This is a genomic window from Kluyvera sp. CHPC 1.251 (genome assembly GCF_036759945.1).
Taxonomy (GTDB): domain Bacteria; phylum Pseudomonadota; class Gammaproteobacteria; order Enterobacterales; family Enterobacteriaceae; genus Kluyvera; species Kluyvera sichuanensis.
The window spans coordinates 34391-50183 of the sequence record NZ_JAPKIC010000012.1 but is presented as its reverse complement, the minus strand read 5'-3'; the positions used below and the strand labels follow the sequence as shown (position 1 = coordinate 50183).

Here is a 15793-nt window from a genome sequence, read left to right as displayed (position 1 = left end):
GCTGAAATGAAAACACGTCATGCGGCCATTATTGGCTGCGGCGCCATCCATACCTGCCACGTAGACGCGCTGCGCCATGTGCCGGGCGTTGTCCTGCGCGCGATTGTTGATATTGATAGTGCCAAAGGAAGCCAGCTTGCGGCCGACTATGGCTGTGATTTTTATCAGGACTATCGCGAGATGCTGCTGGATGATGCCATTGACGTGGTGCATATCTGCACGCCGCACTACCTGCATAAACCGATGATCCTTGCCGCGCTGGCGGCAGGGAAACAGGTTTTCTGCGAGAAACCGGTGGTGATGAACCCGCTGGAGGTCAACGAGATTCAGGCGGCAGCGACGCGCCACCAGCGTCGCGTCGGCGTCTGCTACCAGAATCGCCTGAACCCCACCAGCTTAGCCATTCAGCGCTGTATCGCTGACGGTACGCTAGGCAGCCTGCGTGCCATCAAAGCAGTGCTCACCTGGTCGCGCTCTGGGGATTACTATGCCGCCAGTCCGTGGCGCGGCAGCTTTGCCACCGAAGGCGGCAGCTTGTTGATTAATCAGGCAATTCATACGCTGGATCTGATGCAGTGGTTTGGCGAGGGGGTCAAGAGCCTGAAAGGAGTCGTCGACAGCGCCTGGCTTGCCGACGAGATTGAAACTGAAGACAGTGCGATGGTCACCTTGCGTTTTCACAACGGCGCGCGCGGGCTGTTTTACGCCAGCAACAGCCATATCAGCGACTCGCCGCTGCTGCTGGAGCTGGAGTTTGAACGAGGAATGCTGCGCCTGACGGACAATGTGTTGTGGCAGTTCAGCGACGACAAACGTACGCAGCTTGCCAGCGATGCTGCGCCCGATGGCATCGGCAAAAGCTACTGGGGAATCGGCCACCGGCTGGCCATTCTCCACTTTTATCAGGCATTAAACGATCCCGCCTGTGCAGACTACTGCGATATTGCTGAGGCGGCCAAATCATTACAGATGGTTAATGCTATTTACCACTCGTCACTATTGAGGAAATGGGTGAATATAAACTAGCGATCGTCATCCGATTTTTCCTGCTGTCAATAATATAAGGTGCAGGGGTAACTCTGCACTGACACCCTACCAGTACAGGAATAATAATATTATGGTTAAACCAACCGAACGCCGCGTTGGCTATGGCACCGCTATTGGCTACGGCGTAACAGATTTATTTGGCGGCGGCGCATTTGCCGTTATAGGAACCTGGCTTTTATTCTTTTACACCACCTATTGTGGCCTGAGCGTTTTAGAAGCCGGGTCAATATTTGCTATTGCTCGTATTATTGATGCTATTTTAAGCCCGGTGATGGGCTATGTTACGGATAATTTTGGTAATACCTGGCTTGGCCGTAAATTTGGCCGCCGACGCTTCTTTCTGTTGATAAGCTCTCCGCTGATGTTTCTCTACGCGCTGGTGTGGATTACCGACATGAACTACTGGTACTACCTGGGCACCTACCTCTCCATTGAACTGCTTTCCGCAATGGTGCTGGTGCCGTGGGAAACGCTGTCGGCGGAAATGACCAACCGCTTCAGCGAGCGTACACGTCTCTCCGGCGTACGTATGATGTGCTCTGCGCTCGGCGGTTTTCTGGCGGTGTCCGTACCGGGAATTATTATGCAATACACCGGTAAAGATAATTCGCTCACCTACACGTTAACCGGGATTGTTTTTGCGACCATTTATTGCGTTGCCGTATTTACCACCTGGGCTTGTACCTGGGAAGCGAAAGACGTTCGAGAGGAGTATGAATTTCAGTCCGATAGTCACCGGAGCAGCGGCCTTTTTAACCATCTAAAATATATGGTTATCGATCTTATCTCTTCATTTAAAATCAGAATATTTCGTCAGCATATTATCATTTACATCTGCTCATTTACCGCGATGGATATTTTTGGTTCGGTATTTACCTATTACGTGGTTTACGCCTTGCATCACGATACCGAAATGGTCTCCGGGCTATTAAGTATTGCCGCTTTTGTTTCGATTCCCGGCACCTTCGGCTTTATGATGCTGATGAATAAATTTAACCTCACGCCTTCGGCAGCGCTGAGGCTCTCGTACGGCAGCATTATGGTAGTGCTGGCATTTTTGTTTATCGTCTATATCGGTAATTTACAGGTACCGACGCTGCTGTTTTCCGCCGTGTTTGTGCTGCTGGGGCTGGCGAAGGCCGGGTTGTATTACATTCCCTGGAACATCTATAGCTTCATTCCTGACGTCGATGAAATTGTCACTCGCCAACGCCGGGAAGGGATCTTCGCAGGCGTGATGGTACTGACGCGTAAAAGCACCGTGGCGCTGGCGATTATGCTGATTGGCATCGTGCTGGAAGAGAGCGGCTTCGTAAAAGGCGGCGGCGCACAGCCTGCCAGCGCCCTGCACGCCATCATCGGTCTGATGGTGTTCGCCACCGCCGGGATGCTGGCCGTGAGCTTCTACATGACCTATCGCTTTAAACTGACGCAGAAGACGCACAGCCTGCTGATTAAAGAGGTGGCGCGACGGAAGTTAGGGGGAAATGCAGAGGACTGCGACCTGGAGACGCGCGAGGTGATTATGGCGCTGACGGGGTATACGTATAATGAAGTCTGGGATGCTGAGCCTAAAGGACGGGCGAAAGGCAAATCGCTCGCCACGAGCGGATAACAAGGTCTTTTGACCGGCGTGCTCTTACCGCCGCTCGCCGCTTAAGCTCCATAGTTTTTCTGCCGCTTTGTTTGATTCATTACATTGAGCAAAGGGGCAGAAAAATGGTTATCACCGAAAAAGAGGCGCTTCGCCAACTCAAAGGAAACCTGTTCCTTGGCGATCCTCCTGAATTGATCAACAGTACCATTACCTTCTCAGGCACAAATAATATTCTGGCCTGCGAAAAGGGCGTGACGCTGCAAAACTCACAGCTCAATTTTAACGCCAGCCATTCGATTATCTATCTCGGCGCGAGCCGCACACCTTACATCGTTAATATCGCCACCCATAATCACTCGGTGTGTTATTTCGGCCGGAATAGCTACATCAACGATACGCTGACGCTAGTCCTCTCTGAAGAACGGCACATCCTGATAGGCGATGAATGCTGCATTTCACATGGCATCTGGATGCGTAATGCCGATCCGCATCTGATCTTCAGCGCGAACAGCAATACCCGGATCAACCCTTCCCGAAGCATCTACATTGGCGATCGCGTCTGGCTGGGACAAAACGCGATGATACTGAAAGGATCAATTATCCATTCCGGAAGCATTGTCGGCGCTATGAGCCTGGTGGCAGGAAAAGAGATAGGTTCCAATAGCTGCTGGGTGGGCAACCCGGCGAGGAAGGTCAAGGACAACGTGTTCTGGTCAGGCGAATGCGTACACCATTGGACCAATGAGATAACCATGCAGCATGACGTCTGCGATAACGGGCGCTTTACGTTTGAGCAAAATGAACGCGTAATTGATATTAATGCGCTGGAGGACAGGCTTAATCACGCCAAAACGTCTGCCGATAGATTTAAGCTTTTGCTGAGCAAGGTACTGCAAAACCAGGATAAAAATCGCTTTTACGGCTGACAAGGAAAATAACGCCGTAGGCCGGATAAGCAAAACGCCATCCGGCAGACCCCGCGTGCATTGCCGGATGGCGCTTCGCTTATCCGGCCTACCGCTCCCCACCTAAACAAAATGTGACCTCTGGCGGCTTTACAGTGCTTTACGCTATACTAACCGCTGAAATTGTCGCCCCATCACCTACGAGGCGATTTTCAATGTGTATTTCACACGGATTTATCAACTTCCCCTTCCGAGGATCTGACCCCACGGGTTAGATAAGATATGTTAAACAGTATACTCATAATACTTTGTCTGATCGCAGTCAGTGCGTTCTTCTCAATCTCTGAGATCTCACTTGCAGCATCGCGCAAAATTAAACTGAAACTGCTTTCTGATGAAGGCAATACCAACGCCTTACGTGTTATAAAAATGCAGGAAAACCCCGGTATGTTCTTTACCGTGGTGCAAATCGGCCTTAACGCCGTTGCCATTCTCGGCGGTATCGTCGGCGACGCAGCTTTCTCTCCCGCATTCAACTCCTTGTTCTCCCAATATATGTCAGCGGAACTCTCCGAGCAGTTGAGCTTTATTCTCTCCTTCTCGCTGGTGACCGGGATGTTTATCCTGTTCGCGGATTTAACCCCGAAACGCATCGGTATGATTGCGCCTGAAGCCGTGGCTCTGCGTATCATCAACCCGATGCGCTTCTGCCTGGCGGTCTTCCGGCCGCTGGTGTGGTTCTTCAACGGCATGGCCAACATCATCTTCCGTATCTTTAAGCTGCCGATGGTGCGTAAAGACGATATTACCTCCGACGATATCTATGCGGTGGTGGAAGCCGGCGCGCTGGCTGGCGTGCTGCGTAAGCAGGAGCACGAGCTGATTGAAAACGTGTTCGAACTGGAATCCCGTACCGTGCCGTCGTCGATGACCCCGCGCGAAAACGTCATCTGGTTCGATCTGCATGAAGACGAACAGAGCCTGAAAAATAAAGTCGCCGAACACCCGCACTCCAAGTTCCTGGTGTGTAACGAAGACATTGACCACATCATTGGCTACGTCGACTCCAAAGACCTGCTGAACCGCGTACTGGCTAACCAGAGCATGGCGCTGAACAGCGGCGTGCAGATCCGCAACACGCTGATCGTGCCGGACACCCTCACCCTCTCAGAGGCGCTGGAAAGCTTCAAAACCGCCGGTGAAGACTTCGCGGTTATCATGAACGAATACGCGCTGGTCGTGGGGATCATCACCCTTAACGACGTGATGACCACGCTGATGGGCGACCTGGTCGGCCAGGGGCTGGAAGAGCAGATCGTCGCCCGTGACGAAAACTCCTGGCTGATTGATGGCGGTACGCCGATCGATGACGTGATGCGCGTGCTGGATATCGACGATTTCCCGCAGTCGGACAACTACGAAACCATCGGCGGCTTTATGATGTTTATGCTGCGTAAAATCCCGAAACGTACCGATGCGGTGAAGTTCTCCGGCTACAAGTTCGAGGTGGTGGATATTGATAACTACCGCATCGACCAGCTGCTGGTGACGCGCATTGATAACAAGCCGACGGTGCTGGTGCCGAAACAGGCTGATATCATAGAAAGCGAACAGCGCACCGCGTAAAACGCGAGTGCCAGAAACATCAACGGCTCCCATTGGGAGCCGTTTTTAATTCTGCCGCATCGTGTTCTGATTACGCCATGTCAGTCTGTAGGCGTAACACGTGGCGGTTAACTTCAGACATTACAGAAAGGTGCTGAATGTCTCTGACTTTTGGGATAAGAATTTTGCCCTTATCAAATTCAAAAGCGCCAACGTCCTTGATGTACAACCGTCCACGGAACAGGGTCTTAACGTATTTGGCTACCTGAAACGGGTTGTAGCGTTGGAAAATTTTCATTCTAATCTCCTGCAAGTACTACGCCCTTGTTGTCCACATTTGGCTCAACGCTCCGGGGCGCAAAGTGAAGTACTTGTTAACTATAGTCCATAACAACAGAGGTCCTCTATCTTAGAGGACCTTATTTACCTTTTTATTACAATAATTCAGAACTTTCTTTTCAGCTATACGACGAACACAGTATAAGCCTTCGATTTCGTGAGATTGTGTGCGTTCCTCCACAAACTGGCACCGCCTTTGCGGGAAAAAACCATAGATCGCACATATGATTAAAGCTATCGGCCAAGTGGTCTGATCACCTGCATATAAAAAGGAAAAACCATGACCCTACGTACCCTGCTGGCGGTTTCATGCCTGTTAATGCCGTTAATGGCAACCGCGCATAACTTTACAAATGGACAACGTGTTTCGCCGGTTGGCGTGGCGGATCGCGGCGAACTCATTCTCGATAACGATAAGTTTAGCTATAAAAACTGGAATAGCGCGCAGTTGCCTGGAAAAGTGAGGGTAGTGCAACATATTGCCGGGCGTTCATCAGCAAAAGAGAAAAATGCGACCCTCGTCGAGGCGATTAAAGCGGCGAATCTGCCGCACGACCGCTACCAGACCACCACGATTGTGAATACAGACGACGCGATCCCCGGCTCGTCGATGTTTGTGCGCAGCAGCATTGAAAGCAATAAAAAGCTCTATCCGTGGTCACAGTTTATCGTCGACAGCGATGGACTGGTGCGTAAAGCCTGGCAACTGGATGAAGGCAGCTCTGCCATTGTGGTTCTGGACAAAGAGGGGCGGGTTCAGTGGGCCAAAGATGGGGCGCTGACACAGACAGAAGTGCAGCAGGTGGTTGCCCTGCTGCATAAGCTACTCAATTAAAAAATAGAGACCCGGAAGCCGGGGTTCAGGAACGATTCGCGTGGGGTGTAATCCAGCGTTTTCCCCTGCCAGTCGTTGACGTGAGCGCCGGCTGCGGCAGCCACCGCGTGCCCTGCTGCAGTATCCCAGATGTTGGTTGGCCCGAAGCGCGGGTAAAGCTGCGCTTCACCTTCCGCCACCAGACAGAACTTCAGCGATGAGCCAATGGATGCGGTATCGTGCTCGCCCAACTGCTGCAGATACTCTTTCAGCTCGTCATCGTTAGCATAGTGGGAACGGCTCACTACCACCTTGGGCGGGTTCGCGTCGCGCACCTGAATCGGCTTACGCACACCGCACTCTTCTTTCCACGCCTTGCCGTTTTCTGCGCTATACATCACCTTCAGCACCGGCGCGAACACCACGCCAAGCACCGCTTTCCCGTTTTCAATCAGCGCGATATTGACCGTGAATTCGCCGTTGCGCTTGATGAACTCTTTGGTGCCGTCGAGCGGATCCACCAGCCAGTAACGCTGCCAGTGCTGGCGTACGTCCCAGCCCGGCGGGTCCTCTTCCGAGAGAATAGGCACGTCCGGCGTCAGCGCCTTCAGCCCTTTGATAATCACATGGTGCGCAGCGATATCGGCGGCCGTAACCGGTGAATCATCCTGCTTGCTGGTGACATCCAGCGGCAGCTTTCCGTCGTACACCTGCATAATGGCATCGCCTGCGTCACGCGCAAGCTGACAGACTTGTTCTAACATTCTCCACCTCGTTGAGATTACAGTGGCGTTAACTTATTGTTTTATTTATATCGCATCGCCGTTAATTCTGCTATTCCCATCATCGTCCCGGATATCTGTGAACCGCTGCCGATTTCCTGTCACGCATTTCTGGCATGATTCACATCCTCGTAAGTAACAGAATACAAATACATTTAAATCTGTGTCTCAGATCTAAAAAAAGGATGCCTCTGATGATCAAGTTTAGCGCAACGCTTCTGGCGACGTTGATTGCTGCCAGCGTAAATGCCGCAACGGTGGATCTCCGCATTATGGAAACCACTGATTTGCACAGCAATATGATGGATTTTGATTACTACAAAGATACCGCTACCGAGAAATTCGGCCTGGTGCGCACCGCGAGCCTGATTAACGCCGCCCGCGATGAAGTAAAAAACAGCGTACTGGTCGATAACGGTGACGTTATCCAGGGCAGCCCGATGGGCGATTACATGGCGGCCAAAGGGCTGAAACAGGGCGATGTACACCCGGTTTATAAGGCCATGAACCTGCTCGATTACAGCGTCGGCAATCTCGGTAACCACGAATTCAACTACGGTCTGGATTATCTGCATAAAGCGCTGGCAGGAGCTAAATTCCCGTACGTTAACGCCAATATCATCGATGTTAAGACCAAAAAGCCGCTATTTACGCCCTATCTGATTAAAGAAACTGAGGTGGTCGATAAAGACGGTCAAAAGCAGACGCTGAAGATTGGCTATATCGGCTTTGTGCCGCCGCAGATCATGACCTGGGATAAGGCCAACCTGAGCGACAAAGTGACGGTGAACGACATTACCGAAACCGCGCGTCAATACGTCCCAGAGATGCGCGCCAGCGGCGCAGACGTAGTGGTGGTAATTGCCCACTCCGGTCTCTCCGCTGACCCCTATCAGGCGATGGCAGAGAACTCCGTCTATTACTTAAGCCAGGTGCCGGGCGTCGATGCCATTATGTTTGGCCACGCGCACGCGGTGTTCCCGAGCAAAGACTTCGCCAGCATCAAAGGGGCGGATATCGCCAAAGGCACGCTTAACGGGATTCCAGCGGTAATGCCAGGGATGTGGGGCGACCATCTGGGCGTGGTTGACCTGGTGCTGAACAACGACAGCGGCAAATGGCAGGTGACCTCCGCACAAGCGCAGGCGCGCCCGATTTACGATGCGGCAGCGAAGAAATCGCTGGCGGCAGAAGACCACAAGCTGGTTGATGCGCTGAAGGCCGATCACGATGCCACCCGCGAGTTTGTCAGCAAGCCTATCGGCAAGTCTTCCGACAATATGTACAGCTACCTGTCGCTGGTGCAGGACGACCCGACCGTGCAGGTGGTGAACATGGCGCAAAAAGCCTACGTTGAGCACTTTATTCAGGGCGACCCGGACCTGGCAAAACTGCCGGTGCTCTCTGCTGCCGCGCCGTTCAAAGTCGGTGGACGTAAGAACGACCCGGCAAGCTACGTCGAAGTGGAAAAAGGCCAGCTTACCTTCCGCAATGCCGCCGACCTCTACCTCTACCCGAACACTCTGGTGGTGGTAAAAGCCAGCGGTAAAGAGGTGAAAGAGTGGCTGGAATGCTCCGCCGGGCAGTTCAACCAGATCGACCCACACAGCAGCAAACCGCAGGAGCTTATCAACTGGGATGGTTTCCGTACCTATAACTTCGACGTTATCGACGGCGTGGATTATCAGATTGATGTGACCCAACCAGCGCGCTACGACGGCGAATGCCAGAGCATTAACCCGACATCTGAGCGTATCAAGAACCTGACCTTTAACGGCAAGCCGATTGACCCGAACGCTACGTTCCTCGTCGCCACCAACAACTACCGCGCTTATGGCGGTAAGTTCGCGGGTACCGGCGACAGCCATATCGCTTTCGCTTCACCGGATGAAAACCGTTCGGTGCTGGCGGCGTGGATTAGCGAACAGTCGAAGAACAACGGGGAAATTCACCCGGCGGCAGATAACAACTGGCGCCTGGCCCCGATCCACAGCGACACCAAACTGGATATCCGCTTTGAAACCTCTCCGTCAGAAAAAGCGGCGGCGTTTATCAAAGAGAAAGCCCAGTATCCGATGAAGCAGGTGGCGACGGATGATATTGGATTCGCGATTTATCAACTGGATTTGAGTAAGTAAAAGACCTGCCGGGTGGCGGCTACGCCTTACCCGACCTACACGCGAGTTAGCATGGTAGGCCGGATAAGCGCAGCGCCATCCGGCGAACGTCGTCCGGCCGAGGCGTTTACGCCGACGCCGGGATCTGCTGTGCCATCACCACCGGCAAATTCACCTCAATCCAGTCCGCCAGCGCCGCCACCTTCTCACTCACCTCTTCACCCAGCGGCGTCAGGCTATACTCAACGTGCGGTGGCACCACCGGGTAGGAGATACGGTTGATGAAACCGTCCTGCTCCAGCGCCTGTAGCGACTGGGCGAGCATTTTTTCGCTAACCCCGCCCATCTTGCGGCGCAGGTCGCTAAAGCGATGCGTGCCTTCGCGCAACGCCACCAGAATCAGTACGCCCCAACGGCTGGTCACGTGTTTGAGCACGTCCCGTGAAGGGCAGCTTTCGGCAAACAGATTGCCGTTGCGTAGCTTTTGCGTCAGCGTCGGATTTATTTCTTTCATACTTACCTTTTTGTACGTACTTACTAAAAGTTAGTTATGGTGATAGCTTACCACAACACCATACGAACACGAAGGAGAAGACCCATGATCGCCATTACCGGAGCCACCGGCCAGCTTGGCCAGCACGTCATTGCTAACCTGCTCAACACCACCCCGGCCAGCCAGCTAGTTGCCGTTGTCCGCAACCCGGCGAAAGCCGAAGCGCTGAGCCAGAAAGGTATCGTTGTTCGTCAGGCCGATTACGGCGACGAAGCGGCGCTGACCAAAGCCTTGCAGGGCGTGGATAAGCTACTGATTATCTCCTCCAGCGAAGTCGGCCAGCGCGCGCCGCAGCACCGCAATATCATCAATGCCGCCAAAGCGGCGGGCGTGAAGTTCATCGCCTACACCAGCCTGCTGCACGCCGATAAATCACCGCTGGGCCTGCATGTTGAGCACGTCGAAACCGAGAAAATGCTGGCCGATTCCGGCATTCCTTACGCGCTGCTGCGTAACGGCTGGTACACCGAAAACTATCTGGCGAGCGCACCGCCTGCGCTGGAGCACGGCGTGTTTATCGGTGCGGCAGGTGAAGGCAAAATCGCCTCGGCAACCCGTGAAGACTATGCTGCCGCAGCGGCACGCGTCATCGCTGAAGAAGGCCACGCGGGGAAAGTGTACGAACTGGCAGGGGACCACGGCTGGACGCTCAGCGAACTGGCCGCAGAACTGGCAAAACAGAGCGGTAAAAAAGTGGTTTATCAGAACCTGAGCCAGGCCGATTTCGCCGCCGCGCTCAAAAGCGTGGGCCTGCCTGCCGGGCTGGCCGATATGCTGGCGGACTCTGACGTTGGTGCCTCCAAAGGCGGTCTGTTCGACGACAGCCATACCCTGAGCAAACTGATTGGTCGCCCAACCACGCCGCTTGCTGAGAGCGTCAAAGGCATCCTGTAATCGTTAAAAATCGGTTAAATGTGGTAGCGCCCCCGCGGGCCATCTCTGATAATAAAAGAATGGTCCAGGGGGAAACATCACGTGCAAGGCGTACCAGAACAGTTCAGCGATGAGAAAGACAGCGCCCGCTTTCGCCATCTGGCGCAGGTGCCGGGCGTTGAGCTTTATCATGCCCATATCTCCCGCTACGCCTTTGAACCCCACACCCACGAAGCCTTTGGTATTGGCGTGATTGAAGCCGGTGCCGAGCGCTTTCGCTATCGCGGTACCCAGCACGTTGCGCCAATTCACTCGGTTGTCACCATGAACCCGGACGAACTGCACACCGGCGAGGCGGAAACCGCCGACGGCTGGCGCTACCGGATGATTTACCTCCAGCCCGACCTGCTTGAAGAGGTCACCGGCGTTCGTCACTGGTGGTTTGATGATGTCACCCGCCACGACCCGCAGCGCTCGCTGTTGATTGGTCGCCAGATCCACGCCCTCTGGCATACCGACGACCCGCTCGCACAAAAAGGGCTACTGCTGGATATGATCGACACCTTCCAGCCGCTGGCCTGTCATGCGCCGGTACTGGCTGAAGGGGCGCACCGCTTTGCCCACGTGCGCGACTATCTCTACGATAACTATATGCACCCCATCACCCTCGACGAGCTGGCGAACGTTGCAGCGCTGAGCCCGTGGCACTTCCAGCGTCAGTTCAAAGCCCATTTCCACGTCACGCCGCACCAGATGCTGATGGCCGTACGCTTATGGCGCGCCAAAGAGTTTCTGACCCACGGCATGCCCGCCGCTGAAGTCGCCGCCGCAACCGGGCTAACCGACCAGTCGCACCTCACCCGCGCCTTTACCCAGCGCTACGGCATTACGCCAGTGCGCTACCAAAAACAGGTTGTCCGTCGCTAATCAGCAATCTCATACAATACGGCGCAGCTTTCCCCTCCTACACTTTTCAGCATGTTCAACAGAAGTGGAAATCATGATGATTAGCGGTGTGCTGTATGCCCTGTTAGCGGGTTTGATGTGGGGGCTGATTTTTGTCGGGCCGTTAATCGTGCCGGATTACCCGGCGGTATTGCAGTCGATGGGGCGCTATCTGGCGCTGGGGCTGATTGCCCTGCCGCTGGCGTGGCTGGGCCGGGCGCGTCTGCGCCAGCTTACGCGTCAGGACTGGTGGACGGCGCTGGGGCTGACGATGGTCGGCAACCTTATCTATTATGTCTGTCTTGCCAGTGCCATTCAGCGCACCGGGGCGCCGATCTCGACGATGATCATCGCTACCCTGCCGGTGGTGATCCCGATTTTTGCCAACCTGCTCTATAGCCAGCGCGACGGTAAGCTGTCGTGGATGCGGCTGATGCCCGCGCTGGTGCTGATTGGCATTGGGCTGCTGTGCGTGAATATCGCCGAGCTGCGTCAGGGGCTGCCGGACTTCAGCGGCTGGCGCTACGGCTCCGGGATTGCGCTGGCGAGCGTGTCGGTGGTGTGCTGGGCGTGGTATGCCCTGCGTAACGCCCGCTGGCTGCGGGAGAATCCGCACCAGCCGCCGCTGATGTGGGCCACCGCGCAGGCGCTGGTCACGCTGCCGGTGTCCGTTATCGGATACGTCGCGGCCTGTCTGTGGCTGAACGTCCAGACGCCGGAGTTTGCGCTACCTTTCGGCCCACGGCCAACGGTATTTATTGGGTTGATGATCGCCATTGCCGTGCTCTGTTCGTGGGTGGGTGCATTGTGCTGGAACGTGGCGAGCCAACGGCTGCCAACGGTGATCCTTGGGCCATTGATTGTCTTCGAAACGCTGGCGGGGCTGCTGTATACCTTCCTGCTGCGCCAGGAAATGCCACCGATGCTAACGCTGAGCGGGATTGCGCTGCTGGTGATAGGCGTGGTGATTGCGGTGCGGTCAAAACCGCAGAAACCGGCGGTGGTGCCGGTCTCTGAGGTCTGAGGCTTAGAACGTTTCCCAGTTCGCTTCGTTGAGCGGTGCGGCTTTCGCCGTTGGCACGAAGGCTTTTTTCATCGGCGCTTTCTGCATGGATTGTTGGCGGGAGATTTTAAATACCGCCACCGTTTCATTCAGACGTGCCGCTTGCTCTTCCAGCGCTGACGCAGCGCTGGCGGACTCTTCCACCAGCGAGGCGTTCTGCTGAGTGACGCGGTCCATCTCGGCGACGGCCTGGCCCACCTGGTCAATACCGCGGCTTTGCTCATCGGAGGCGGAAGCAATTTCGCCCATGATGTCACTGACGCGGGTGACGGCGTTGACAATCTCCGCCATCGTTTCACCGGCTTCGTGCACCAGCGCGGAGCCGGCGCTGACGCGGTTGCCCGAGTCATCAATCAGCCCTTTAATCTCTTTCGCGGCCTGTGCGCTGCGCTGCGCCAGCGTACGTACCTCACCGGCAACCACGGCAAAGCCGCGTCCCTGCTCTCCGGCTCGCGCAGCTTCTACCGCCGCGTTCAGCGCCAGAATGTTGGTCTGGAAGGCAATGCCATCAATGACGTTGGTGATCTGAGCGATTTTGCTGGAGCTGGCGGCAATTTCGTCCATCGTACGCACCACACCGTCGACGACGTTTCCGCCCTTCTGCGCGGTTTCAGACGCGTTCTGCGCCAGTTGGGTAGCCTGACGCGCGTTGTCGGCGTTCTGCTTCACCGTCGCGGTCAGCTGTTCCATGCTGGCAGCGGTCTGTTCCAGCGAGGCTGCCTGCTGTTCAGTGCGGGAAGAGAGATCGTTACTGCCAGCAGAAATTTCACCTGCGCCGGTGTAGATGGTGTCAGCGCCTTCACGCACCACGCCGACGGTCTTCGCCAGCGACTGCTGCATATCGTTGACGTTACGCGCCAGCAGCGCCATTTCGTTGCTGCCTTCGGTATTGATATCGTTGGTCAGGTCACCTTCGGCAATGTGGCGAATGTGGTCCATCACTTTATGCAGCGGTTTAAGCAGCACACGCTGCATCGCCACCCAGCTCACCACAATAACCGCCAGCGCCACTGCCAGCATGACGCCAAGGCTCCACAAAATCCGCACGTAGTCACTCTCATTTTGTTTCACCCCGGCGCTGGTCAGCGTTGCCTGCGCCGCACGCCAGTCCTGATAAACCGCCTGCATCGCCTGCTGTTTTTGCTCAGCGTTTTGCTTGAACATCTCTTCCAGCTTGCCTTCTGCCAGCAGTTCATTCATGCGGGCAAGCGTTGCGGAGTAGATGCCGTACTGTTTCTCAAGGCTGTCTGACAGATGGCCGTCCATGCCCGGCGTTTCCGGTAATGCGTAATAGGTGTCGTAATGACGTTTCGCATCGGCCAGCAAATTGTTGGCCGTCTCCACTAACGTTTTCAGTTCGCCACCGTTAACGCTGCTCGCCATCGTGCCCTGCAGACGCAGCATGCCGCGGTTAAGGGTCACGCGCGCCTGGTTGAGGCTAATCCATGCATCGGTAAACTCCGCCACGTTCTGGCTGGAGAGCTGCGAAACGGTAAAATTCTGCTTGTCGTTATTCAGCGCGCGTACAAATACGCCCGCCGAAATCAGCTGCATCGCGCCCAGCGCGACCAGTACGACAATCAGGACGGTAATCACTTTTATTCTTTTAAACATCTTTTGCCTTTAAGTGCAGGTGGTCTGAAGTCTCACTATCGGCAGCGCCACGCGCTTGTTTAATCGATTCAGGTCTTACCAGCGTCATTCTTAATAAGATTCAGCACGTTAAAGCGTAATAAATTTTTGTGACAACCATCACTTAATTTCCCCTGCCTACAAAGGGGTATATCTTCGATTTAAAGATGCATTTAAAATGCATCTTATATTATTGATGACGAGGTAACTGCAATGGCCTTTCGCGACCAACCATTAGGCGAGCTGGCGCTCTCCATCCCACGCGCATCCGCGCTGTTCCGTAAATACGATATGGATTACTGCTGCGGCGGTAAGCAGACGCTGGCCCGTGCGGCGGACCGCAAAGAGCTCGACGTTGCCGTGATTGAAGCCGAGCTGGCGAAACTGGCCGAGCAGCCGGTTGAAAAAGATTGGCGCGTTGCGCCGCTAGCCGAAATCATCGACCACATCATCGTGCGCTACCACGACCGTCACCGCGAACAGCTGCCAGAGCTGATTCTGCAGGCTACCAAAGTTGAACGTGTACACGCCGACAAACCGAACGTACCGAAAGGCCTGGCGAAATACCTGACCATGCTGCATCAGGAGCTTTCCAGCCACATGATGAAAGAGGAGCAGATTCTGTTCCCGATGATCAAACAAGGTATGGGCAGCCAGGCGATGGGGCCAATCAGCGTAATGGAAAGCGAGCATGATGACGCGGGCGAACTGCTGGAAGTGATCAAGCACACCACCCAGAACGTCACCATTCCGCCGGAAGCCTGCACCACCTGGAAGGCGATGTATAACGGCATCAACGAGATGATCGACGATCTGATGGAGCACATCAGCCTCGAGAATAACGTGCTGTTCCCACGCGCGCTCAAAGGCGAATAAGATGGCTAAGCGCCTCCCCATGCGGGAGGCGTTTTCTATTACAGCAGCCCTTTCTGGCGGAAAGTTTCCCGCGTCGCCACGTTAAGATCCATATCGGCCAACGCTTCGGGTTTGACCCAGGCGACCTCCTGAAACTCCTCGTTGAAAGTAATATCCCGGTTGGCGCTCACGCAGTCGAAGATGAGATAAATCATGTAGATCTGCTCGGTCGTTCCGTCGGCGTAGGTTTTTACCCGCACATCATCACGAAAGGTCCACGGCTTCACTTCGGTAATCTCCAGCGCGTCTCCCAGCTCTTCACCAATCTCGCGTCTCAGCGCCTCTTCCATGGTTTCGCCCGGCTCCATGCCACCACCGGAAATCGCCCACTGTCCGGGAAAAACACCACGGTCATCGGCCATTTTGCACAGCAGGTATTCGCCCTCATTTTGAATCACCGGGCAGACAATCGTTCTCTGACGCATTTCATCTCCATACGCTTTTCGTTTGTGGCGGGGAAAGTAGCACGTTAACAAAGGGGGGACTACGAGGTGGGGCTCAAAAACAAAGAAAGCGCCACGATGGGCGCTTTGTGTCGTTTCTCCTCACCCCGTAAACCGCACCGGACGGTCCCTTCTCCCCCTTGGGGAGAAGGTTAGGGTGAGG

General features: G+C 54.8%; 15 protein-coding genes. 10 read left to right on the top strand and 5 right to left on the bottom strand.

Features of this window, described 5'->3' with window-relative positions; all coding sequences use genetic code 11:
- Nucleotides 1-6: 6 nt before the first annotated feature.
- The 4 genes from V6940_RS19690 to V6940_RS19675 all read left to right on the top strand — a co-directional run bounded on the left by V6940_RS19690 (nucleotide 7) and on the right by V6940_RS19675 (nucleotide 5175).
- Entirely contained in the window at nucleotides 7-1026 is a 1020-nt protein-coding gene (locus V6940_RS19690) for a Gfo/Idh/MocA family protein (protein ID WP_333497012.1), read from the top strand.
- Nucleotides 1027-1117: 91 nt separating this feature from the next.
- Nucleotides 1118-2662, top strand: coding sequence for an MFS transporter (locus tag V6940_RS19685; RefSeq protein ID WP_333497011.1), 1545 nt, complete (start codon nucleotides 1118-1120; stop codon nucleotides 2660-2662).
- Nucleotides 2663-2766: 104 nt separating this feature from the next.
- Entirely contained in the window at nucleotides 2767-3570 is an 804-nt protein-coding gene (locus V6940_RS19680; protein ID WP_333497010.1) for an acyltransferase, read from the top strand.
- 261 nt (nucleotides 3571-3831) lie between these two features.
- Nucleotides 3832-5175: a hemolysin family protein gene (locus V6940_RS19675; RefSeq protein ID WP_185669125.1), complete on the top strand. Its 1344-nt coding sequence runs from the start codon at nucleotides 3832-3834 to the stop codon at nucleotides 5173-5175.
- Between the two features lie 70 nt (nucleotides 5176-5245).
- Here the strand turns inward: V6940_RS19675 and V6940_RS19670 are convergent, their stop codons facing one another.
- Nucleotides 5246-5452, bottom strand: a complete 207-nt coding sequence (locus tag V6940_RS19670) for a DUF1107 domain-containing protein (protein ID WP_035893246.1) — start codon at nucleotides 5450-5452, stop codon at nucleotides 5246-5248.
- Nucleotides 5453-5773: 321 nt separating this feature from the next.
- Here V6940_RS19670 and V6940_RS19665 point away from each other — a divergent pair, with 321 nt between their 5' ends.
- A complete protein-coding gene (locus tag V6940_RS19665) occupies nucleotides 5774-6328 on the top strand; it encodes a YtfJ family protein (RefSeq protein WP_333497009.1) in 555 nt (184 codons plus the stop codon).
- Here the strand turns inward: V6940_RS19665 and cysQ are convergent.
- Entirely contained in the window at nucleotides 6325-7071 is a 747-nt protein-coding gene (gene cysQ, locus V6940_RS19660) for a 3'(2'),5'-bisphosphate nucleotidase CysQ (RefSeq protein ID WP_185669123.1), read from the bottom strand. The two genes, V6940_RS19665 and cysQ, sit on opposite strands and share 4 nt — an antisense overlap.
- A 212-nt stretch (nucleotides 7072-7283) precedes the next feature.
- On the opposite strand from cysQ, the gene V6940_RS19655 reads away from it, so the two are divergent.
- A complete protein-coding gene (locus tag V6940_RS19655; protein ID WP_333497008.1) occupies nucleotides 7284-9227 on the top strand; it encodes a bifunctional 2',3'-cyclic-nucleotide 2'-phosphodiesterase/3'-nucleotidase in 1944 nt (647 codons plus the stop codon).
- Between the two features lie 106 nt (nucleotides 9228-9333).
- On the opposite strand, the gene V6940_RS19650 is transcribed toward V6940_RS19655, so the two are convergent.
- Nucleotides 9334-9720, bottom strand: coding sequence for a winged helix-turn-helix transcriptional regulator (locus V6940_RS19650; protein WP_220439632.1), 387 nt, complete (start codon nucleotides 9718-9720; stop codon nucleotides 9334-9336).
- An 84-nt stretch (nucleotides 9721-9804) separates the two neighbouring features.
- Between V6940_RS19650 and V6940_RS19645 the strand changes: the two genes are divergently transcribed.
- The 3 genes from V6940_RS19645 to V6940_RS19635 all read left to right on the top strand — a co-directional run bounded on the left by V6940_RS19645 (nucleotide 9805) and on the right by V6940_RS19635 (nucleotide 12601).
- On the top strand, nucleotides 9805-10653 hold the full coding sequence (locus tag V6940_RS19645) for an SDR family oxidoreductase (RefSeq protein WP_333497007.1): 849 nt from the start codon (nucleotides 9805-9807) through the stop codon (nucleotides 10651-10653).
- 81 nt (nucleotides 10654-10734) lie between these two features.
- Complete coding sequence (locus V6940_RS19640) at nucleotides 10735-11559, top strand: AraC family transcriptional regulator (RefSeq protein ID WP_220439634.1); 825 nt, start codon at nucleotides 10735-10737, stop codon at nucleotides 11557-11559.
- A 76-nt stretch (nucleotides 11560-11635) separates the two neighbouring features.
- Entirely contained in the window at nucleotides 11636-12601 is a 966-nt protein-coding gene (locus V6940_RS19635) for a DMT family transporter (protein ID WP_333497045.1), read from the top strand.
- A 3-nt stretch (nucleotides 12602-12604) separates the two neighbouring features.
- Here the strand turns inward: V6940_RS19635 and V6940_RS19630 are convergent, their stop codons facing one another.
- Nucleotides 12605-14254, bottom strand: a complete 1650-nt coding sequence (locus V6940_RS19630; RefSeq protein ID WP_333012830.1) for a methyl-accepting chemotaxis protein — start codon at nucleotides 14252-14254, stop codon at nucleotides 12605-12607.
- A 231-nt stretch (nucleotides 14255-14485) separates the two neighbouring features.
- Between V6940_RS19630 and ytfE the strand changes: the two genes are divergently transcribed.
- A complete protein-coding gene (ytfE, locus tag V6940_RS19625; RefSeq protein ID WP_333497006.1) occupies nucleotides 14486-15148 on the top strand; it encodes an iron-sulfur cluster repair protein YtfE in 663 nt (220 codons plus the stop codon).
- 38 nt (nucleotides 15149-15186) lie between these two features.
- On the opposite strand, the gene nudI is transcribed toward ytfE, so the two are convergent.
- The gene (gene nudI, locus V6940_RS19620; RefSeq protein ID WP_035893267.1) at nucleotides 15187-15612 is read right to left on the bottom strand and encodes a nucleoside triphosphatase NudI; all 426 of its coding nucleotides are present in this window, start codon (nucleotides 15610-15612) and stop codon (nucleotides 15187-15189) included.
- Nucleotides 15613-15793: the final 181 nt, after the last annotated feature.

Excerpts from the sequence above, each read along its gene's own strand:
- V6940_RS19690 (WP_333497012.1), top strand. The coding sequence starts at position 7 with ATGAAAACACGTCATGCGGCCATTATTGGCTGCGGCGCCATCCATACC.
- V6940_RS19685 (WP_333497011.1), top strand. The coding sequence starts at position 1,118 with ATGGTTAAACCAACCGAACGCCGCGTTGGCTATGGCACCGCTATTGGC.
- V6940_RS19680 (WP_333497010.1), top strand. The coding sequence starts at position 2,767 with ATGGTTATCACCGAAAAAGAGGCGCTTCGCCAACTCAAAGGAAACCTG.
- V6940_RS19675 (WP_185669125.1), top strand. The coding sequence starts at position 3,832 with ATGTTAAACAGTATACTCATAATACTTTGTCTGATCGCAGTCAGTGCG.
- V6940_RS19670 (WP_035893246.1), bottom strand. The coding sequence starts at position 5,452 with ATGAAAATTTTCCAACGCTACAACCCGTTTCAGGTAGCCAAATACGTT.
- V6940_RS19665 (WP_333497009.1), top strand. The coding sequence starts at position 5,774 with ATGACCCTACGTACCCTGCTGGCGGTTTCATGCCTGTTAATGCCGTTA.
- cysQ (WP_185669123.1), bottom strand. The coding sequence starts at position 7,071 with ATGTTAGAACAAGTCTGTCAGCTTGCGCGTGACGCAGGCGATGCCATT.
- V6940_RS19655 (WP_333497008.1), top strand. The coding sequence starts at position 7,284 with ATGATCAAGTTTAGCGCAACGCTTCTGGCGACGTTGATTGCTGCCAGC.
- V6940_RS19650 (WP_220439632.1), bottom strand. The coding sequence starts at position 9,720 with ATGAAAGAAATAAATCCGACGCTGACGCAAAAGCTACGCAACGGCAAT.
- V6940_RS19645 (WP_333497007.1), top strand. The coding sequence starts at position 9,805 with ATGATCGCCATTACCGGAGCCACCGGCCAGCTTGGCCAGCACGTCATT.
- V6940_RS19635 (WP_333497045.1), top strand. The coding sequence starts at position 11,636 with ATGATTAGCGGTGTGCTGTATGCCCTGTTAGCGGGTTTGATGTGGGGG.
- V6940_RS19630 (WP_333012830.1), bottom strand. The coding sequence starts at position 14,254 with ATGTTTAAAAGAATAAAAGTGATTACCGTCCTGATTGTCGTACTGGTC.
- ytfE (WP_333497006.1), top strand. The coding sequence starts at position 14,486 with ATGGCCTTTCGCGACCAACCATTAGGCGAGCTGGCGCTCTCCATCCCA.
- nudI (WP_035893267.1), bottom strand. The coding sequence starts at position 15,612 with ATGCGTCAGAGAACGATTGTCTGCCCGGTGATTCAAAATGAGGGCGAA.